We start from the raw sequence: 18335 nt of genomic DNA on the forward strand, positions 1-18335 counted from the left end.
CGCTGGCGGTGGACAAGAGGTTCCTGAAGAGCCTGCGGATCATCCAGGCCGACCTCGCCGATTACCTGACCGCCGACCTCTGGTATCAGGGCTACGCGGCCGACCACCCGGCCGCCCCGAAGGCGATCGGCTACTTCTCACCGGAGTTCGGTATCACCGAGGTGCTGCCGCAGTACTCCGGCGGCCTCGGCATCCTGGCCGGTGATCACCTCAAGGCAGCCTCGGACCTTGGCGCGCCGATCATCGGGGTCGGGCTGCTGTACCGGGCCGGGTACTTCTCCCAGTCACTGTCCCGGGAGGGCTGGCAGCAGGAGCGCTACCCGTCCCTGGATCCGCAGGGCCTGCCGCTGACACCGCTGCGCGACAGCGACGGCAACCCGGCCCGGGTGGCGCTGGCACTGCCCGAGGAGCGGACCCTGCACGCCCAGATCTGGCTGGCCTCGGTCGGCAGGGTGCCGCTGCTGCTGCTGGACTCCGACGTCGAGGAGAACGACGCGGCAGCCCGCGGGGTCACCGACCGGCTCTACGGCGGCGGCCCCGAGCACCGGCTGCTGCAGGAGCTGCTGCTGGGCATCGGCGGTGTCCGGGCGCTGCGGCTGTACTGCTCGATCACCGGCCACCTGGCGCCCGAGGTCTTCCACACCAACGAGGGCCACGCCGGCTTCCTGGGCATCGAGCGGATCAGCGAGCTCAGTGACGGCCCGGCCAAGCTGAACTTCGACGAGGCGCTGACCGCGGTCCGGGCCGGCACGGTGTTCACCACCCACACCCCGGTGCCGGCCGGCATCGACCGTTTCGACCGCGACCTGGTCCGCGCCTACCTCGGCCAGGTGCCCGGGGTGCCGGTGGACCGGATCCTGGCACTCGGGGCCGAGGAGGACCCGACCAAGTTCAACATGGCCCACATGGGGCTGCGGCTGGGCCAGCGCGCCAACGGCGTCGCCCAGTTGCACGGCCGGGTCAGCCGGTCGATGTTCAACGACCTGTGGCCGGGCTTCGACGCCCAGGAGGTGCCGATCACCTCGATCACCAACGGCGTGCATGCCCCGACCTGGATGGCCCGGGAGTTCCTCGACCTCGCCGAGCGCACCGCCGGCTCCGATGACCTCGCCTCCGGCGATGGGTGGGACGCCATCGACCAGATCTCCGACGCCGAGCTGTGGGAACTCAAGCACGAGCTGCGGGAGCGGCTGGTCGGCGAGATCCGCCGCCGGATCCGCAAGTCCGGCCTTGAGCGCGGCTTCTCCGGCATGGAGCTGGCCTGGACCGCGACCGCCTTCGACCCGGACGTGCTGACCATCGGGTTCGCCCGCCGGGTGCCGTCCTACAAGCGGCTGACCCTGATGCTGCGCGACCCGGCCCGGCTGAAGAAGATCCTCACCGATCCCGAGCGCCCGGTGCAGATCGTGGTCGCGGGCAAGTCGCACCCCGCCGATGACGGCGGCAAGGAGCTGATCGCCCAGCTGGTCCGGTTCACCGACGACCCCGAGGTCCGCGGCCGGATCGCCTTCCTGCCCGACTACGACATCGGCATGGCTCGCTACCTCTACTGGGGCAGCGATGTCTGGCTGAACAACCCGCTGCGCCCGCTGGAGGCGTGCGGCACGTCCGGCATGAAGGCGGCGCTGAACGGTGGCCTGAACCTGTCCATCAAGGACGGCTGGTGGGACGAGTGGTGCGAGGACGGCAAGAACGGCTGGGAGATCCCGTCGGCCAACGACTCGCTGACCGGTACCACCGACGACCACCGGGACGCGGTCGAGGCGGCCGGGCTCTATGACCTGATCGAGCACCAGGTGGCGCAGCGCTTCTACGCCCGCGACGGCCGAGGCATCCCGGCGCAGTGGGTGGCGATGGTGCGCTACACGCTCAAGTCGCTGGGTCCGAAGGTCGTCGCGACCCGGATGGTGCGCGACTACATCCGCCGGCTGTACGCCCCGGCCGGGCAGGCCGCGGCGCTGATGGTGGCCGATGACTTCCGGGCCGCGAAGGACCTGGCGGCCTGGAAGAGCTGGGTGGCCAGCAGCTGGCGCGAGGTCGCGGTCCGCCATGTCGACTCCCTGGTCGAGGGCGACCCGAGCCTGGGTGGCTTCCTGCAGCTGCGCGCCGAGGTGGCGCTGTCGAACCTGACCGCGGGCGACGTCGAGGTGCAGGCCGTGTACGGCCCGGTGGATTCGGACAACCGGCTGACCTCGTTCGAGATGCTGCCGTTGACGCTGGCCGACGAGCGCGACCACACCGGGTTCTTCGCCGGCGACATCCCGCTGAAGAAGGCCGGGCCGTTCGGCTACACCGTCCGGGTGCTGCCCAAGCACAAGCTGCTGGCCAATCTCGCCGAGACCGGGCTGGTCGCGACCGCCACGCAGGTCTGAGCCGTGCGCGTCCTGGTCACCGGCGCCCGCGGCAAGGTGGGGCGAGCGGCGGTCACCGAGCTGGTGGCCGCCGGGCACCAGGTGGTGTGCACCGACCTCGGCACGCCGACCTACGAGCGGGCCGAGGCTGGCATGCCGCCCTACGTCCGGGCCGATCTGACCGATGCCGGGGCGGCGTTCCAGCTGGTGCGTGGGATGGACGCGGTGCTGCACTGCGCGGCGATTCCCGAGCCTTCGCAGGACATCGCGCACGCGGTGTTCGCCAACAACCTGCTGGCCGTCTTCAACGTGATCGAGGCGTGCGTCCGGTTCGGGGTCGGCCGGCTGGTGAACCTGTCGTCGGAGACGGTGCCCGGCATGATGTTCGCCGAGCGGCCGTTCGAGCCGGCCTACTTTCCGATCGACGAGGATCATCCGGTGCTGCCGCAGGATCCGTACGCGCTGGGCAAGTACTTCGGCGAGCAGCTGTGCGACGCGGCGGTGCGGCGTTCTGAGCTGCGCTGCATCACGATCCGGCCGACCTGGGTGCAGGATTCCGGGTCGTACGCGCGCAACCTGGGGCCGATGATCCGGGGCGCTGCGGCTGGGGCACCGGAAGCGACTTTCAACGGCTGGTCCTACATCGACGCCTACGACCTGGCGGTGGCGCTTCGGCTGGCGGTGGAATCCTCGCTGCCGGGCCATGAGGTGATGTACGTCTGCTCGCCGGATTCGGCCGGGGTGGCCGACACCGTTGCCGCGCTGCGGGCGCAGTACGGCGACCGGGTGGAGTACCGCCCGTTCGCGCGACCCGATGCCAGCGGAACCTCGGCGGCCAAGGCGGAACGGTTGCTCGGCTGGCAGCCGACCCGCAGCTGGCGCGATTACCTCGACGATGACGGCCAACCGCTGTCTCAGTAACGTTGCAAGATCCTTCGCGCGATAAGGTGCACGTCAGCTGTGATGGTGCAGTTCTCCTGACTCCGGAGGTCAAATCTGCTTCGCAACGTGACTGTGGCAGGCTTAGGGGCTATGGCTAGTGAAGATCTTCGGCGTCGGTTACAGCAGTTGCATGACGATTTACAGCAGCTCGTCGCGGCTGACTCGGAGCAGGAGGTGTTGGGCGCCGCCTTGTCGCTGATGGACCAGCTTGTTACAGAAGCCCGGTCGTATCTTCCTCAGCCGCTTAGAGATCAACTGCGAGACTTCGTCACTCCGGAACTCATCGCCGCTAGCAACGCCGTCCGCGCTGCTGATGCAGTGGTCATTACCGGGCAGATGCTTTCCTCTTTGCCTGCGGTAACAACACCTTCACCTAGTGAGGAGCTCTCTCCGCCCCCTCCCGATCCCTCCGGCGATGGTGCGGACCCGGTTGCTAAATCAAGCACGGCCGCTGACAGCGCACTCAAGGCGGCCTTCGATGCAGTGGACGCTCATAAGCCAGAAGACGTTGTCAGCGCTCTCGCAGAGTGGGTTAAGGAGGGTAATGATGAATTAAGTACTGTGCACCGCCAAAGTGTAGTCGCCTCTTTGAGATTTCAGGCTGGTGATACTAACGCTTTTGAAGAGATTCATGATCGTGCGTACCGAAAAGAGTCACGAGACGAGCTGACTATTCGCCATTACGCACAGGCGTTGAAAGTCTTGGGTGAAGAGGCATCTGCTGCCCGCGAAGTAGAGGTATTGTCCAACGGGTTGCCTAGCGACGTTCAAGCGGAACTGCGGCTTTTGGTAGCCAAGTTGCTGCAAGATGCAGGTAGAGAAGGTGACGCAAATAACAAGCTGATGGCTTTAGCAGTCGACTCTGATGCGCCTGATTCGATTCGGTCACGGGCGTTGAAGGAGTTGGCTGCCCATCTCGGCAGAGAATGCAACGTTGTCTCTGGTTTACCGCGAGATGGCTCTCGCGCTGACGCCGCTCGACCAACGCTTGCGTTTCGACACGGCTTACGCTTACTCTCAAAACGGGCAGCCAGGTGCCGCAGTATTTCACTATGAGCGGTTGAGAGATGCTGGCCAGGCGAGTTCCGTTGCCCTGAACAATTTAGGAGTCGAGCTCAGTACGATCGGTGCGCCAATCCAAGGGAATGCCATGTATCTAGAGGCGATTGCAGCTGGATCCGCTCTTGCAGCAGCTAACCTGGCATTTGGCGCACTGAGTAGCGGTGATTTGCCCAAAGCACAAGAATGGCTTGAGCGCGGAAGGTTGCTTGACGAGAGTCAGCCAAATCTTCTAGCCGCACAATCCGCAGTGCAAGACCGTCAAGATGCTGAGAAGCAAATCAAGGCGCAAGCGATCGCCCAAGGGCGAGAAGTGCAATTTGTGATGCGCGCAGTCGATTTAGGGCAAACCCCTTCACTTCCCACCGGCGATTGGCAGTGGATCGGCGATCGCCTCACCTTCATCCAAGACGGTAATACTTCGCTGGCTGAGGGTGCCAATGAGTTGAGTATTCTAATGACATTGGAACCGCCACTCATCAAGGTAAAAGTTACCAAAGGGAAGTATTTTTCGAAGACGTACACCGGAATTGCATTGCAGACTGGACCAGATGCTTACAAGCTTTGGTTGCGCGATTGGCCTACAGACGGCCGATCGGGCGTTGGAGAACTTCACCGAGATCCGGTTACCGGGACCAGAATTTGATAGGGTGCGCCATCCCGTAGGGCGCTGTGTATGCCTAAGCGAGGGGTCAGCGATTGCCGAGGCTTGTCGCCCGGCTCACCTGGACAGCAGCGGCACCAGCAGCTCGGCATCAGTGAGCGCACCGTGATGGCCGATCAGCGAAGCGTTGCGGGACTCGACCTTGCGGCGCACGACCGCCAGCTCCGACACCGACACCGCGATCAGGTCACCGATCCGGTGCCGCGCCGGTTCGCTGACGTGCGGGCCGAACCAGCCGTAGCCGATCGCCTCGTCCCGGGTAAGCACTGCCATCCGGTCACCGACCAGGTGGATCCACCGCGAGCGCACCGCGTCCAGTTCGCCGGGTGCGACGTGCAGGTACCGCACCCGGGCCTCACCCGCCAGCATGTCCACACCGTCCTGAAGCGACGGCTCGCCGTCATAGTCGATCTTGGCGTCCTCCGGGACGTCCACCATGCCGTGATCGGCCGTGACCAGTAGCCGAGCCCCCGCGGGCAGCCGTTCGGCCAGCAGCTGCGCAGCCCGGTCGATGAGCTGTAGCTGTACCCGCCAGGCCTCGGACCGGCAGCCGTGGACGTGCCCGATCAGGTCCACTTCCGAGTTGTAGCAGTAGATCAGGCCGCCACGGGTCCGTGCGATCGCGGCAACTCCGGTCGCCGCGTCCGCCGCGGTGAACGCCCGCTGGTAGTGCGCGCCGCGCAACGCTGCCAGCGTGAGCCCGCTGGCCTTGAAGGCCGGCGCCGACACCACCGACGCCCTCACCCCAGCCCGTTCGGCCCGCTCGAAGGCGGTGGCCACCGGCTGGACCCGCTCGGGTGGCTGATCGCCGAGCAGGTCCACACCGGAGCGGGCGGTGCGCCAGGTCAGCCAGTTGACCGGCTCGCTCAGCCCGTCCGCCCGGGTCAGGTAGCCGGTGATGCCGTGCTGCCCGGGCGGAACTCCGGTGCCGAGTGAGGTGACGCTGACCGCGGTGGTGGTCGGGAACCCCGCGGTCAGCGGGCGGGCCGCCAGGCTGGACAGGAACGGGGCATGGCCGGCGTGCTCGCGCAGCAGCTGCCACCCCAGGCCGTCGACCAGCAGGACCACGATGCAGTCGGCCGGCTCGATCCCGAGCACGTTGGGCTCCCCGGCGACACCGAGCGCCGCGAGCGCGGACGGCAGCACGTCCGACAGCGACGACTCGCCGTACCGGACGATGCCGGCGGCCGGTGCCGGTGCGGTGGGCATGGCCCCATCCTGGCATCGAGCAGGAACGGCTGCGGCGGGGCGTCCGGCGATCAGCCCCGGCGAGAGGACCTGCGGCGTAGCGTGCATCGCGTGCCGGTCAACGGAAGAGGTCGGTTCCGCCGCGCGCGACGGTCCGTGGCGGTGCTGGCGCTCGCTGTCGCGCTCAGCGGCTGCGGGCAGATCCGTGGCGGGCATCGGCAAGGCGGCCCGGCGACCAGCAGCTCGCCGCACGATTCGGTCGCCGCGCCGGTCACGGGCGTCTCAAGCACTGGACCCTCGGCCGCTGGCGCGCCGACTTCTGGAACCCCGACCGCTGGGCCGCCCACCTCCGGGACCCCGGGCGGCACGGGTGGTTCGTCGCCGTCAGCTCCGAAGCCCGGTCCGCGCACGGTGACCGTGCTCGGCTCGGGCGACGTGCTGATCCACCCGGAGCTCTGGCAGCAGGCGGCGGCGGATGCCAGGGCGCAAGGAAAACCCGGCTATGACTTCGGCCCGATCTACGCCGGCATCGCGCCGACCACCCGAGCGGCCGACCTGGCGATCTGCGAACTCGAGACCCCGCTCGCCCCGCCGCAGGGCCCGTTCGCCGGCTGGCCGAACTTCAACGCCCCGCCGCAGGTTCTGACCGCCTTGACGGCGGCCGGCTACGACAGCTGCACGACGGCCTCGAACCACACCCTGGACCAGGGGTACGCCGGGGTGAAGCGCACCCTGGACCAGCTGGACGCGGCCGGCCTGAAGCACACCGGCAGCGCCCGGTCGGCAGCCGAGGCCGGCCGGGCGCTGATCGTGACCACGAGCAACGGCGTGCGCGTCGCCCAGCTCGCGTTCAGCTTCGGGTTCAACGGCATCGCGGTGCCGGCCGGGCAGCCGTGGCTGGCCAACACCATCGACCTGCCGGCGATCCTGGCGGCGGCGCACCGGGCCAGGAGCGCCGGTGCCGACCTCGTGGTGCTGAGCATGCACTGGGGCACCGAGTACGACCATGACCCGACCGAGGAGCAGGCTAGCCAGGCCGACCGGCTGCTGGCCTCGCCGGACGTCGACGTGATCCTGGGTGACCATGCCCATGTGGTGCAGCCGTTTCAGAAGCTGCACGGCAAATGGGTCGCCTATTGCATGGGAAACCAGATCTCGCGGCACGCGGTGCAGGATGTCGGCAACCGCGAAGGGGTGATGCCGCGCTTCACCTTCACCGAGGTGGCGCCGCACCATTTCGTCACCACCAGGGCCGAGGCGATCGCCACCTTCATGGAGTACTCGCCCCGGCTGCGGCTGATCGAGTTGCGTTCGGCGATCGCCGATCTGTGGACCTCCGCCGAGGCGCGCGCCGGCTACCGAGCGGCGCTGGCGCGCATCACCGGCTATCTCGACTCGCTCGGCGCGCGGCGCAACGGTCTGATCGTCGGCTGACTGGCAGCTGAGGGGGCAAGCTCAGGCGACTGAGTAGCGACTGAGGGCAAGTCGAGGCGACTGGGTAGCGGGTGCGGGCGACCTGCCGCCGCTGCTACTTCTTCCCCGGGCGGTGCTGGTAGATAATCGTATGGTGCGAGGTCCGGGTTTCGAGAACATGGCGACGGTGCTGGTCAACCCTGCCGTGCTGGGCGACTTCGAGCTGGACCTGATGTCCCATGACTTCCGGGTCTGGACGGTGCACACCGCCTCGACGTTTCCCGACGCACCGCAGGCGGCGATGCAGATCCGCCGGGCGCTGATCGACTGGAGCAACGGCCGGTGGAACGTGGCGGCGAACTGGACCGTGGTCTGGATAACCTTCGGTGACAGCTGGCTCGACGGCGACAACCCGATCCCGTGGCCCGCGCATGCCGCGCTGTGGAAGAAGTTGGCCGAATACTCCGAGAACGTCCGCTACAACCTGGGATTGGGCGGCATGCCGAAGATCCGGGTGCCACGGGAATCCCGCTGACCTGCTGCCGTCAGCCCACCCGCACGGACCCGAGCGCCGGGCCCGCCATGACCAGCGCCGCACCGTCGTTGGCCAGCGCGTCAGCACGCTCGTTGCCGGCATCCCCGGAATGCCCCTTGACCCACCGCCAGTCGATGGTGTGAGCGGCCGACACCTCCTCCAGCGCGCGCCACAGGTCGGCGTTCTTGACCGGCTGCTTCACCGAGTTCTGCCAGCCGTTGCGCTTCCAGCCGTGGATCCAGCTGGTGATGCCCTGCAGCACGTACCGGCTGTCGGTGTGGAGCACCACCGTGCACGGCCTGGTCAGCGCGGTCAGCGCCTGGATCGCCGCGGTCAGCTCCATCCGCTGGTTGGTGGTCTGCGGCTCGCCGCCGAACAGCTCCTTCTGGTGGTTGCCGCTGGACAGCCACACCCCCCAGCCACCGGGCCCCGGGTTGCCCTTGCAGGCCCCGTCGGTGTAGATCACGACGGGCGGTCGAGCGGGCTCGGCTGGCCGGGGCGCGTTCGCAGGATCGACACTCACCCGCAGCACGCTACCGGCGCATCACGACTTCCAGGCGGAGGCAGCTCATGGCAAGGATGCTCTACTCGGCGACCATGTCGCTGGACGGCTTCATCGCGGGCCCCGGCGGTGACATGTCCTGGCTCACCTCCTACCTCGGCCCGAACCCGACCGCCGACGGACTGGTCGACCAGATCGGTGCCCTGCTGATCGGCCGGCGCACCTTCGGCGGCGACGATCCGAACCGCGGGACGGACAAGGAGGGGCCGTTCGGCGGCGCCTGGACCGGGCCGCAATTCGTGCTGACCCATCAGATCCCGGGCGCCGCGCAGGTGAGTGAGCATCGCAGCGAGCGAGGAGCGGAGCGAACAGTAGCTACGCCCGGCATCACCTTCCTCGACGACCTGGATGCCGCGGTCGCCGCGGCCAAGGCCGCCGCCGGGGAGAAGTACGTCAACATCCTCGGTGCCGACGTCGCCCGGCAGTGCCTGCAGGCCGGCGTGCTCGACGAGATCCTGGTCTTCCTCGCCCCCGTCCTGCTCGGCGACGGCGTCCGGCTGCTCGACCAGCCCGGCGGCACCAACGTCAGGCTCGAGCGCCTCAGCCTGAGCCAGGCGCCGCTGGCGACGGGTGTCTGGTTCCGGGTGCTCGGCTGAACCTGAGCTCACCGTGAGGGTCGGCCCTGGTCGTCCTTGCGGGCAGCGCCCTTGCCGGCTAACCCGATCAGCAGGCTCACCACCAGGTAGACCATGGGCACCACCGGCCAGACGAACCACCCCAGCATGCTGTAGATGTCGAGCCGCTCGACGTTCAGCAGTTGCCAGCCGATCCCGGCCGGCATCCACCCCCAGAGCAGCAGCCAGATGCTCCGTTGCCACGGCTCTGGCATCTGGGCTGCCCACCCGCCTTCGGATCAGCTCGGGCCCGCCGTCCGCCGTAACGAGACGGCAGCCGGCGGGCCCGAGACTCGGCTACTTGCGCTGCTCGGGCGGCCCGGCACGCAGCAGCCCGGACCCGTGATCGCGGCGGACGCCCGAGGACAGCCCACCGGTGAGCCGGCTGGCCCCGCCACTGGCCATCGCCACGTCCCGAGCCGACAGCGGCTTGGCAATGTTCTCCAGGGATTGCCGCTCGGCGTTGACGCCGTAGATGAAAGCTGTCAGGCCACCGATGAACATCAGGACCGCGCCGATCGTGTAACCCCAGAAGAGCGGATTGCGATTCGGGACCGGGCCGTCGCCGGCCGCGCCGACCAGCTTGCCGAACAGGAACGGCGCGATCACGCCACCGAAGAACTGCGACACCGCGAAGAACAGCGAGATCGCTTTGGCCCGCACTTCCAGGGGAAAGATCTCGCTGACCGTGAGGTAGGCCGACGATGCCGCTGCCGAGGCGATGAAGAAGATGATGCACCACAGGATGGTCTGGGTGGTGGCGTTGAGCGAACCGTTCTTGAACAGCAGGCCGGTGATGAACAGCAGGATGGCCGACGAGCAGTACGTCCCGCCGATCATGATCCGCCGGCCGACGGTGTCGAACAGCTTGCCGAGCAGTACCGGACCCAGCAGGTTGCCCACGGCGAACGGGAAGATGAAGTAACCCACCGCGCCGCCGCTGATGCCGTAGAACTTGCCCAGGATCAAGGCGAAGGTGAAGAAGATCGCGTTGTACAGGAACGACTGGGTGACCATCAGCATGAAGCCGAGGAACGCCCGGCTGGGGTATTCCCGAACGATCAGTTGGGCAAGCTCCTTGTAGCCGGGATCCTCGCGTTCCTCGACCAGCAGCGCGGAGCCCGGGTCGACGGGTGACAGCGTCTTGCCCTCGGCCTCGATGTCGCGCTCGATCCCGTCGACGATCCGGTCCGCTTCCTCTGACTGCCCGTGGGTGAGCAGCCATCTGGGGCTCTCCGGGATATGCCTGCGCAATCCCCAGATCGCGACACCGATCAGCGGGCCGATCAGCAGGCCCAGCCGCCAGCCGAGATTGATGTCGAAGAGGTCCGGGTTGAGGAAGGCGATGTTGGCCGCGGCGCCGATCATCGCACCGAGCCAGTAGGTTCCGTTGATCGCGAGATCCACCCGGCCGCGGTAGTCGGCCGGGATCAGCTCGTCGATGGCGGAGTTGATCGCGGCGTACTCGCCGCCGATACCGAGTCCGGCGATGAACCTGGTGGCGATGAAGAAGAGGAAGCTGAAGGAGAATGCGGTGAGCAGGTTACCGATCAGGTAGATGCCCAACGTGATGATGAACAGCTTGCGACGCCCGAGCTTGTCGGCCAGCCGCCCGAAGTACAGCGCGCCGACCACCTCGCCGAGCAGGTAGATCGACGCCGCGAGGCCGATCTGCCCAGCGGTGAAGTGCAGCGTCCCCTCTTCGGTCAACCGTTCCCCGATGGCACCGGCGACGGTGATCTCGATGCCGTCGAGCACCCAGGTGATCCCCAGCGCGATGACGACCCGCCAATGGAACTTCGACCAGGGCAGTCGATCCATGCGGGCCGGGACAAGACTCTGAATAGGTTGGGCAATGGAGCCCGGAACCGTCATGGGCCTCGGCCTTCCTGACGTGTTAACGCAGAGTGAATCTCTAGTTCTCAGATGATCACTCCATGTTCGTAAGTACCACTTGCCCGGTTGGAGCGTCAAGCAACCTGGCCGCTCAGAGCCCGAGGTGCTCAGGGGCCGACATGCTCAGAGCCGCGAGGTGCTCAGGGCCGACATGCTCAGAGCCCGAGGTAGGTCCGTAGCTGCCGCTCGAGGTGGGCCAGCTCGCTTCGGTGCACCAGCCCCCGGCGCTTTCGGCAGCTGCTCCTGGCGACCGGGCGCAGCCCGGTAATGTCGGCGTAGGACTCGTCGTACCGGCTCAGCCCCGCCTCGGCGGCCAGCGGGATGTGCGTTGCGTCCGGTCCCCGAGTCCCGGTGATCGGAATGACCGCCACGTGGCCGAGACGCGAGTTCAGCGCGTTCACGCTCAGCACTACCGCTGGGTGCAGGCCGATGCCTGGCAGGTGGACGTCCCAGATCTCTCCTCGAAGTGGCTCAGGATTCGCCATTGCCGCCGTCGGACACACCCAGCGGCAATGGCGGCGTCGCGCCGCCGTAGAAGTCGTCGATGCTGGTGGCCATCCGGTGTTCGGCGGCCTGCCGGTGGAGCAACTCCAGCGCGGCTTTCACGATCGCGGTCCGCCCGGTCAACCCGAGGACCTCAGCGTCAGCACGCAACTCGGCTGCGAGCTCTGCTCCGATCCGAGCCTGCCAGACCTCGGAGGTGCCTGTGCTGCTACCCGGCTCCCGGATCTCCATGCGGGCTGTCCGGTCACGGCGATCGCCCTGCAGCAAGGCGCTGGGAGCGGTACCGGCTTGAGCACGCGTGCCGGCGGGATTCTTGCCCGTGCGTTGGTTGCTGGCGGGATTCTTAACGCTGCGGGCCACTTGTATACGATCTGTCGTACAGCACTGAATGTCAAGCGACCGGCGTCCGGAGATCAGATGAACGGTCGTCGGGGCGTCAGTCTCAGCCGCCCGCAGGCTCGGGTTCGTCGTGGTGAACTTCGCCGGTGCCGGGCAGCCTGCGCACCGCGGCGCTCAGGCGGCGCGGGTGAGGATGACGACCGGGATCTCGCGCTCGACCGCCTGCTCGTGCTCGGCGAAGAACGGGTAGGTCTGCTTGAGCATGCTCCACAGCCGGTCCCGCTCGGCGCCCTCGGCGGTGCTGGCGATCGCGTCGTAGCGCTCGTCGCCGACCTCGACGGTGACCCGCGGGTTCGCGACCAGGTTCAGGTACCAGTGCGGGTGCCGCGGCGCGCCGCTGTTCGAGGCGATCACCAGCAGCCGTTCACCGTCGGGGTGGAACATCATGGGAGTGGTGCGCGGCTGGCCGGTCCTGGCGCCGGTGGTGGTCAGCAGCAGCAGCCGCTCGCGGTGCATGCCCTCGATCGGGCCGCCGGCCCGGAACTGCTCGATCACCCGTTGGTTGATCTGGCTGATGTCCATGCCGGAGTTCCCTTCTGCTGTGCATGTGAATACTTCCAGCCGGGCGACTCCCGCGCTCAGCCCACCGCCAGCCGCAGCGCCAGCACGCCGATCAGGACGCCCGAGGCGAGGGCGGTCACCCTGCGCCCTCGATCGCCGGTGAGCACCCGGCCGAGCAGCGCGCCGCCGCAGGCCAGCAGCAGTTGCCAGCTGGCCGAGGCGGCGAAGGCGGCGGCCACGAACATGATCTCGCCGAGGGCACCGGGGTTCGACCCGGCTCGAAGGCCGACCACCAGGGCCACGAAGTAGATCAGCGTGGTGGGGTTCACCAGCGTCAGGCCGGCCAGGGTGGCATAGGCCCGGGCCGGGCTGAGGATCCGCACCGGCCGGCCGGCAGGCACCTGCTCGCCAGGCACTTGCTGCGCGGGCGCCGGTCGAAGGCCGGACCAGACCGCGCGCGCCGCCACGCCGGCCAGCACCGCCACCGACAGCCAGTGCAGCACGCCCAGTGCCGGCCGGATCAGCTCGGCCAGTGCGGTGCCGCCGAGCGTGGCCGCGACCGCGTACAGCCCGTCCACGGTGGCGATTCCCAGCGCCGCGGCCATGCCCACCCGAACCGAGGTCCCGGCGGTCAGCGCGACCAGGTAGGTGGCCATCGGGCCGATCGGCACGGCGACCGAGTAACCCGCCAGCAGCCCGGCGAGCAACTCCGCGGTCACGGCTGGGCCGGGCTGGACCTCCAACCAGGGCAGGGCTGCTGGCAGGTGGCCGCCGCGGAGGCACCCGAACCCGTCATAGCCCGCCCATCGTCAGTGGTCATGGCGAACGATGATGGGGCAGCCGCCACCCCGGAGCAACCGGGTTTCCGGTCGACCCTACGAGGAGGGCTGCTCGCCGGCGATGTTCACCAGCCAGGTGATGCCGTACCGGTCGATGCACATGCCGAAGAGATCGCCCCAGGGTGCCTTCTCCAGCGGCATGCCGACGTTGCCGCCGTCGGACAGCTTGTCCCAGTAGCCGCGCAGCTCGCCCTCGTCCTCGCCGCTGAGCGAGATGGAGAAGTTGTTGCCGGGTGTCAGCTCCATGCTGTTCGGCAGGTCGGCAGCCATCAGCGTCAGGCCCTGCTCGGTGACCAGCTGCGAGTGCATGATCTTGTCCTGCTCGGCGGGGTCCTCGCTGGCGTGCAACTCGGCGAAGGTGCTCATGGTGAGCTCGCCACCGAACACCGAGTGGTAGAACTCCATCGCCTCGCGCGTCGTGTCGCGGAAGTTGAGGTAGGGGTTGAGCCGGGTCGTCATGATGGTGCCCCTTCACTGGTCGATGGCTGACAGGCGATGCCCTCGATTCTGTCCCGGCCGGGTACCGGTCCGGTAGTGGGGTCGACCGGGTTGGGCAGTGCGTCTAGCGGCTAGTCGCGGTCGGCGCGCAGCAGCAGCACCGAGCGGCCGCTGAGCGCGATCTTGGTGCCGCCGTCGACCGGTTCGGCGAGCGAGGTCCCGCCGACCTCGGCGGTGTCGATGACGACCTGGTAGCGATCGGCCCAGGGCAGCCCCGGCAGCGCGAATTCGACCGGCTGCTCACCGGAGTGCAGCAGCAGCAGGTAGGACTGGTCCCGGATGGTCTCGCCGCGCCGGCCGCGGTGGCGCAAACCACGGCCGTCGAGGTACATGCCGATGGTGCGCAGGTCCGGGTCGAACCAGTCCCGGGCGCCGAGTTCGCCGCCGGCCGGATGGAACCAGGCCAGATCCTTGCAGCCGTCCTCGTCCACCGCCCGGCCTTCGAAGAACGCCCGTTGCCGCAGCACCGGCGAGCTCCGGCGCAGCGCGATCAGCCGCCGGGTGAGCTCGAGGAGGTCCGCGCTCGCCGGGGTGTCCTCCCAGTCCAGCCAGGAGACCTCGTTGTCCTGGACGTAGGCGTTGTTGTTGCCGCCCTGGGTGCGGTACCGCTCGTCCCCGGCCACCAGCATCGGCGCCCCGGTCGAGAGCAGCAGCGTGGTGAGCAGGTTGCGAACCTGCTGGAGCCGCAGCCCGGTCACCGTCGGGTCGGTGGTCTCGCCCTCGATCCCGAAGTTGATCGAGCGGTTGTCGTCGGTGCCGTCGAGGTTGCCCTCACCGTTGGCCTCGTTGTGCTTGCGCAGGTAACTGGCCAGGTCGCGCATGGTGAAACCGTCGTGCGCGGTGACGAAGTTGATCGAGGCGAACGGCAGCCGGCCGTCGTCGGCGTAGAGGTCCGAGGACCCGGTCAGCCGGAACGCCAGATCCCGCACGCCGCCGGCTCCGTGCGCCCAGAAGTCCCTTACCGTGTCACGGTATTTGCCGTTCCACTCGGTCCACAGCGGTGGGAACTCGCCCACCTGGTAACCCCCGTCGCCGATGTCCCACGGTTCGGCGATCAGCTTCACCCGGCTGATCACCGGGTCCTGGTGAATGGTGTCGAAGAACGAGGACAGCTTGTCGACGTCGTGCAGCGACCGGGCCAGCGCCGAGGCCAGGTCGAACCGGAAGCCGTCGACGTGCATCTCGGTGACCCAGTAGCGCAGCGAGTCCATCACCAGTTGCAGGACGGCCGGCGTCCGGACGTCCAGGGTGTTGCCGCAGCCGGTGTAGTCCAGGTACCTGGCGGCGTTCGTCGGGTCGACCCGGTAGTAACCGCTGTTGTCGATGCCGCGGAACGACAGCATCGGGCCGTCCGGGGTGCCCTCGCCGGTGTGGTTGTAGACCACGTCCAGGATCACCTCGATGCCGGCGGCGTGCAGGGCCCGCACCATCGCCTTGAACTCGCGCACCTGGTTGCCGCCCAGCCGGCCGGTGTGGGTGGCGTAGGCGGCGTGCGGGGCGAAGAAGCCGATCGAGTTGTAGCCCCAGTAGTTCTTCATGCCGCGCCGCTGCAGCGCGGGCTCGGTGACGAAGTGGTGGATCGGCAGCAGCTCGACGGCGGTGATGCCCAGCTCCTTGAGATAGGAGATGGCGGCCGGGTGGCCGAGACCGGCGTAGGTGCCGCGCAGGTCGGAGGGGATGCCGGGATGGCGCGCGGTGAAGCCCTTGACGTGCAGCTCGTAGATGACGGTGTCTTCCCAGGCCGTGTTCGGCCGGGGGTCGGTGCCCCACGGAAAGCCGTCGAGGGACACCACCGAGCGCGGCACGTACGGCGCGGAATCGAGGTCGTTGGCCGCGTAGCAGGCGACGTTCTCCACGAAGTCGCCCTCGATGGCGCGGGCGTAGGGGTCGATCAGCAGCTTGGCCGGATTGTGCTGCTGGCCGGCCGCCGGGTGGTGCGGCCCGTCGAGCCGGAACCCGTAGCGCTGGCCCGGGTTGACCCCGGGCAGGTAGCCGTGCCAGATGTGGAAGCTCTTCTCCGCCAGCTGCACCCGGGTCTCGGCGCCGGTGCCGGCGAACAGGCACACCTCGGCCCGGGTGGCGGTCGGTGACCAGATGCTGAAATTGGTGCCCTCGCCGTCCCAGCTGGCGCCCAGCGGGAACGGCGCACCAGGCCAGGCCACCAGGTTGCCTGGGCTGGCGCCCAGCTGATGCGCCAGGCGATGGCTGAGGTCGGGTGCGGGTTCCATAGCTCAGGCGACCTTACGCCGCCTCAGGCGTGCCGTTCTCTCGCCCGTTGTGAACGTACGGTTGGATGGGGGCGTGGCAGGCCCAGACTTCGAACCAGACCCCGACGCCATCCTGCAGCTGAGACAGGTGACGGTCCGGCGGGGCAGCAAGCTGCTGCTCGACTCCGTCGACTGGACGGTGGAGGAGGACGAGCGCTGGGCCGTGCTCGGGCCCAACGGCGCGGGCAAGACCACGCTGCTGCAACTGGCCGCCACCACCATGCATCCGACCACCGGCACGGTCGCGGTGTTCGGCGAGCGGCTGGGCTCGGTGGACGTCTTCGAGCTGCGGCCCCGGATCGGGCTGTCCTCGGCGGCGCTGGCGCAGCGGATCCCACCGGGCGAGCTGGTGATCGACGTGGTGGTCTCGGCCGGCTACGCCGTGATCGGGCGCTGGCGTGAGGCCTACGGGCGCCTGGACGTCCGGCGGGCCCGGATCCTGCTGGCCCGGTTCGGGGTGGCCGAGCTCGCCGAGCGCAGCTACGGCACGTTGAGCGAGGGGGAGCGCAAGCGGGTGCAGATCGCCCGGGCGATGATGACCGACCCGGAGCTGCTGCTGCTGGACGAGCCGGCCGCAGGCATGGATCTGGGTGGCCGGGAGGACCTGCTGCGCCGGCTGGCCAGGCTGGCTGCCGACCCGGAGGCGCCGGCGATGATCCTGGTGACCCACCACGTCGAGGAGATCCCGCTAGGCATCAGCCACGCGCTGCTGCTGGGCGAGGGCAAGGTGGTCGCGCAGGGGTTGATCGGCGAGGTGCTGACCTCGCAGAACCTGTCCCGCGCCTTCCAGCTGGAGCTCACCGTCGAGCAGCAGGACGGCCGGTACTTCGCCCGTGCCCGTTGAGGCGCAGCGCGCGCGGTAAGTCCAGCGGGCCTCGGTAGGCTCTGCGGCCATGACTGAGTTCGTAGCGCTCGAGGTCGCCGACGGGGTGGCCACCATCCGGATCGACCGGGCCCCGGTGAACGCCCTGAACACCCAGGTCCAGGAGGAGCTGCGCGAGGCCGCCGCCGAGTGTGACCGGCGCGACGACGTCCGGGCCGTCATCCTCTGGGGCGGCCCCAAGGTGTTCGTGGCCGGGGCGGACGTCAAGGAGTTCCACACCATGTCGGCCCAGGACATGCAGCGCCGGGCCGGCGCGCTGTCCTCGTCGCTGGATGCCATCGCCCAGCTGCCCATGCCGGTCATCGCGGCGGTGACCGGCTACGCCCTCGGCGGTGGCTGCGAGCTGGCGCTGGCCGCCGACTTCCGGGTCAGCGCCGACAACGCGAAGTGGGGCCAGCCCGAGATCCTGCTGGGCGTGATCCCGGGCGCCGGCGGTACCCAGCGGCTGGCCCGGCTGATCGGCCCGGCCCGCGCCAAGGACCTGGTCTTCACCGGCCGGTTCGTCGACGCTGCCGAGGCGCTGGGGCTGGGCCTGGTGGATGCCGTGGTCGCCGCCGACGACGTGTACCCGACGGCGCAGGCGATGGCCGCGAAGTTCGCCCGGGGGCCGGCGCTGGCGCTGCGGGCGGCCAAGCTCGCTATCGACGGTGGCCTGCAGACCGACCTGGCCAGCGGGCTGAAGCTGGAGTCCCAGCTGTTCGCCGGGCTGTTCGCCACCGAGGACAAGCAGCGCGGAATGGCCTCCTTCATCGAATCCGGGCCCGGCAAGGCCGAGTTCGTCGGGAACTGAGCATGGCTAGCCACCCAGCCGGCACCGCGGCCCCGATCACGCATCAGCCGAGCGTCGGCGTCGCCAGCGCCGAACAGGTCGAGGCGGCCTGGCATGACCCGAAGCTCGCCAACGTGCTCTACCACGACTGGGAAGCCGGCAGCTACGACGAGAAGTGGTCGATCAGCTTCGACCAGCGCTGCATCGACTACGCCCGCGACCGGTTCGCCCACGTCGCCGGCACGTCGGGCTGGCCGTACGGTCGGGCGCTGGAACTGGGCTGCGGCACCGGGTTCTTCCTGCTCAACCTCATGCAGGCCGGGGTGGCGACGAAGGGTTCGGTCACCGACATCAGCCCGGGCATGGTCGAGGTCGCGCTGCGCAACGCGGCCGGGCTCGGTCTGGACGTGGACGGGCGGGTCGCCGACGCCGAGACGATCCCGTACGAGGA

20 protein-coding genes are annotated in these 18335 nt (G+C 68.5%); 10 read left to right on the plus strand and 10 right to left on the minus strand.

What is annotated here, in order from left to right; genetic code table 11:
* The 4 genes from glgP to VF542_RS11470 form a co-directional block, all read left to right on the plus strand.
* Nucleotides 1-2372, plus strand: a 2372-nt coding sequence (glgP, locus tag VF542_RS11455) for an alpha-glucan family phosphorylase (RefSeq protein WP_408651836.1), incomplete at its 5' end; no start/stop codon positions are given.
* A 3-nt stretch (nucleotides 2373-2375) separates the two neighbouring features.
* Nucleotides 2376-3272 (plus strand): NAD-dependent epimerase/dehydratase family protein, encoded by an 897-nt coding sequence (locus VF542_RS11460; RefSeq protein WP_408651837.1) that lies wholly within the window; start codon nucleotides 2376-2378, stop codon nucleotides 3270-3272.
* A 111-nt stretch (nucleotides 3273-3383) separates the two neighbouring features.
* Complete coding sequence (locus tag VF542_RS11465) at nucleotides 3384-4349, plus strand: hypothetical protein (RefSeq protein ID WP_408651838.1); 966 nt, start codon at nucleotides 3384-3386, stop codon at nucleotides 4347-4349.
* A gap of 4 nt (nucleotides 4350-4353) precedes the next feature.
* Entirely contained in the window at nucleotides 4354-4998 is a 645-nt protein-coding gene (locus VF542_RS11470) for a hypothetical protein (protein ID WP_408651839.1), read from the plus strand.
* A gap of 75 nt (nucleotides 4999-5073) precedes the next feature.
* On the opposite strand, the gene VF542_RS11475 is transcribed toward VF542_RS11470, so the two are convergent.
* Nucleotides 5074-6225, minus strand: a complete 1152-nt coding sequence (locus VF542_RS11475; RefSeq protein ID WP_408651840.1) for an alkaline phosphatase family protein — start codon at nucleotides 6223-6225, stop codon at nucleotides 5074-5076.
* Between the two features lie 390 nt (nucleotides 6226-6615).
* On the opposite strand from VF542_RS11475, the gene VF542_RS11480 reads away from it, so the two are divergent.
* Together VF542_RS11480 and VF542_RS11485 are read left to right on the plus strand one after the other, a co-directional pair.
* Entirely contained in the window at nucleotides 6616-7638 is a 1023-nt protein-coding gene (locus VF542_RS11480) for a CapA family protein (protein ID WP_408651841.1), read from the plus strand.
* Nucleotides 7639-7771: 133 nt separating this feature from the next.
* Nucleotides 7772-8152 carry a hypothetical protein gene (locus tag VF542_RS11485; protein WP_408651842.1) on the plus strand — a complete coding sequence of 127 codons (381 nt, stop codon included), beginning with the start codon at nucleotides 7772-7774 and terminating at the stop codon, nucleotides 8150-8152.
* Between the two features lie 10 nt (nucleotides 8153-8162).
* On the opposite strand, the gene rnhA is transcribed toward VF542_RS11485, so the two are convergent.
* On the minus strand, nucleotides 8163-8675 hold the full coding sequence (rnhA, locus tag VF542_RS11490; protein ID WP_408651843.1) for a ribonuclease HI: 513 nt from the start codon (nucleotides 8673-8675) through the stop codon (nucleotides 8163-8165).
* A 47-nt stretch (nucleotides 8676-8722) separates the two neighbouring features.
* On the opposite strand from rnhA, the gene VF542_RS11495 reads away from it, so the two are divergent.
* Nucleotides 8723-9310 (plus strand): dihydrofolate reductase family protein, encoded by a 588-nt coding sequence (locus VF542_RS11495; RefSeq protein WP_408651844.1) that lies wholly within the window; start codon nucleotides 8723-8725, stop codon nucleotides 9308-9310.
* 8 nt (nucleotides 9311-9318) lie between these two features.
* Here VF542_RS11495 and VF542_RS11500 read toward each other — a convergent pair whose 3' ends face one another.
* The 8 genes from VF542_RS11500 to glgX form a co-directional block, all read right to left on the minus strand.
* The gene (locus VF542_RS11500) at nucleotides 9319-9543 is read right to left on the minus strand and encodes a hypothetical protein (RefSeq protein WP_408651845.1); all 225 of its coding nucleotides are present in this window, start codon (nucleotides 9541-9543) and stop codon (nucleotides 9319-9321) included.
* 82 nt (nucleotides 9544-9625) lie between these two features.
* Nucleotides 9626-11149, minus strand: a complete 1524-nt coding sequence (locus VF542_RS11505; RefSeq protein WP_408651846.1) for an MFS transporter — start codon at nucleotides 11147-11149, stop codon at nucleotides 9626-9628.
* A gap of 230 nt (nucleotides 11150-11379) precedes the next feature.
* On the minus strand, nucleotides 11380-11709 hold the full coding sequence (locus VF542_RS11510; protein WP_408651847.1) for a type II toxin-antitoxin system PemK/MazF family toxin: 330 nt from the start codon (nucleotides 11707-11709) through the stop codon (nucleotides 11380-11382).
* A complete protein-coding gene (locus VF542_RS11515) occupies nucleotides 11696-11959 on the minus strand; it encodes a hypothetical protein (RefSeq protein WP_408651848.1) in 264 nt (87 codons plus the stop codon). Before VF542_RS11515 ends, VF542_RS11510 begins: the two co-directional genes overlap by 14 nt.
* A gap of 282 nt (nucleotides 11960-12241) precedes the next feature.
* Entirely contained in the window at nucleotides 12242-12649 is a 408-nt protein-coding gene (locus VF542_RS11520) for a nitroreductase family deazaflavin-dependent oxidoreductase (RefSeq protein WP_408651849.1), read from the minus strand.
* Between the two features lie 56 nt (nucleotides 12650-12705).
* Nucleotides 12706-13347, minus strand: a complete 642-nt coding sequence (locus VF542_RS11525) for a LysE family transporter (protein ID WP_408651850.1) — start codon at nucleotides 13345-13347, stop codon at nucleotides 12706-12708.
* A gap of 156 nt (nucleotides 13348-13503) precedes the next feature.
* Complete coding sequence (locus VF542_RS11530) at nucleotides 13504-13926, minus strand: VOC family protein (RefSeq protein WP_408651851.1); 423 nt, start codon at nucleotides 13924-13926, stop codon at nucleotides 13504-13506.
* A gap of 110 nt (nucleotides 13927-14036) precedes the next feature.
* Nucleotides 14037-16193, minus strand: a complete 2157-nt coding sequence (gene glgX, locus VF542_RS11535) for a glycogen debranching protein GlgX (protein ID WP_408651852.1) — start codon at nucleotides 16191-16193, stop codon at nucleotides 14037-14039.
* A gap of 73 nt (nucleotides 16194-16266) precedes the next feature.
* Here glgX and VF542_RS11540 point away from each other — a divergent pair, with 73 nt between their 5' ends.
* The 3 genes from VF542_RS11540 to VF542_RS11550 all read left to right on the plus strand — a co-directional run.
* Nucleotides 16267-17076, plus strand: a complete 810-nt coding sequence (locus VF542_RS11540) for an ABC transporter ATP-binding protein (protein ID WP_408651853.1) — start codon at nucleotides 16267-16269, stop codon at nucleotides 17074-17076.
* Between the two features lie 49 nt (nucleotides 17077-17125).
* A complete protein-coding gene (locus VF542_RS11545; protein ID WP_408651854.1) occupies nucleotides 17126-17905 on the plus strand; it encodes an enoyl-CoA hydratase/isomerase family protein in 780 nt (259 codons plus the stop codon).
* 2 nt (nucleotides 17906-17907) lie between these two features.
* Nucleotides 17908-18335 (plus strand): class I SAM-dependent methyltransferase (locus VF542_RS11550; RefSeq protein WP_408651855.1); only part of this gene is annotated, 428 nt, incomplete at its 3' end.

It is taken from the genome of Jatrophihabitans sp., assembly GCF_036389215.1.
Lineage (GTDB): Bacteria > Actinomycetota > Actinomycetes > Mycobacteriales > Jatrophihabitantaceae > Jatrophihabitans_A.

What these genes read in the sequence shown, in the direction of transcription:
- VF542_RS11520 (WP_408651849.1), bottom strand. Translation starts at nt 12,649, where the DNA reads ATGGACATCAGCCAGATCAACCAACGGGTGATCGAGCAGTTCCGGGCC.
- VF542_RS11510 (WP_408651847.1), bottom strand. Translation starts at nt 11,709, where the DNA reads ATGGCGAATCCTGAGCCACTTCGAGGAGAGATCTGGGACGTCCACCTG.
- VF542_RS11515 (WP_408651848.1), bottom strand. Translation starts at nt 11,959, where the DNA reads ATGGAGATCCGGGAGCCGGGTAGCAGCACAGGCACCTCCGAGGTCTGG.
- VF542_RS11500 (WP_408651845.1), bottom strand. Translation starts at nt 9,543, where the DNA reads ATGCCAGAGCCGTGGCAACGGAGCATCTGGCTGCTGCTCTGGGGGTGG.
- VF542_RS11505 (WP_408651846.1), bottom strand. Translation starts at nt 11,149, where the DNA reads ATGGATCGACTGCCCTGGTCGAAGTTCCATTGGCGGGTCGTCATCGCG.
- glgX (WP_408651852.1), bottom strand. Translation starts at nt 16,193, where the DNA reads ATGGAACCCGCACCCGACCTCAGCCATCGCCTGGCGCATCAGCTGGGC.
- VF542_RS11545 (WP_408651854.1), top strand. Translation starts at nt 17,126, where the DNA reads ATGACTGAGTTCGTAGCGCTCGAGGTCGCCGACGGGGTGGCCACCATC.
- VF542_RS11530 (WP_408651851.1), bottom strand. Translation starts at nt 13,926, where the DNA reads ATGACGACCCGGCTCAACCCCTACCTCAACTTCCGCGACACGACGCGC.
- VF542_RS11475 (WP_408651840.1), bottom strand. Translation starts at nt 6,225, where the DNA reads ATGCCCACCGCACCGGCACCGGCCGCCGGCATCGTCCGGTACGGCGAG.
- VF542_RS11495 (WP_408651844.1), top strand. Translation starts at nt 8,723, where the DNA reads ATGGCAAGGATGCTCTACTCGGCGACCATGTCGCTGGACGGCTTCATC.
- VF542_RS11465 (WP_408651838.1), top strand. Translation starts at nt 3,384, where the DNA reads ATGGCTAGTGAAGATCTTCGGCGTCGGTTACAGCAGTTGCATGACGAT.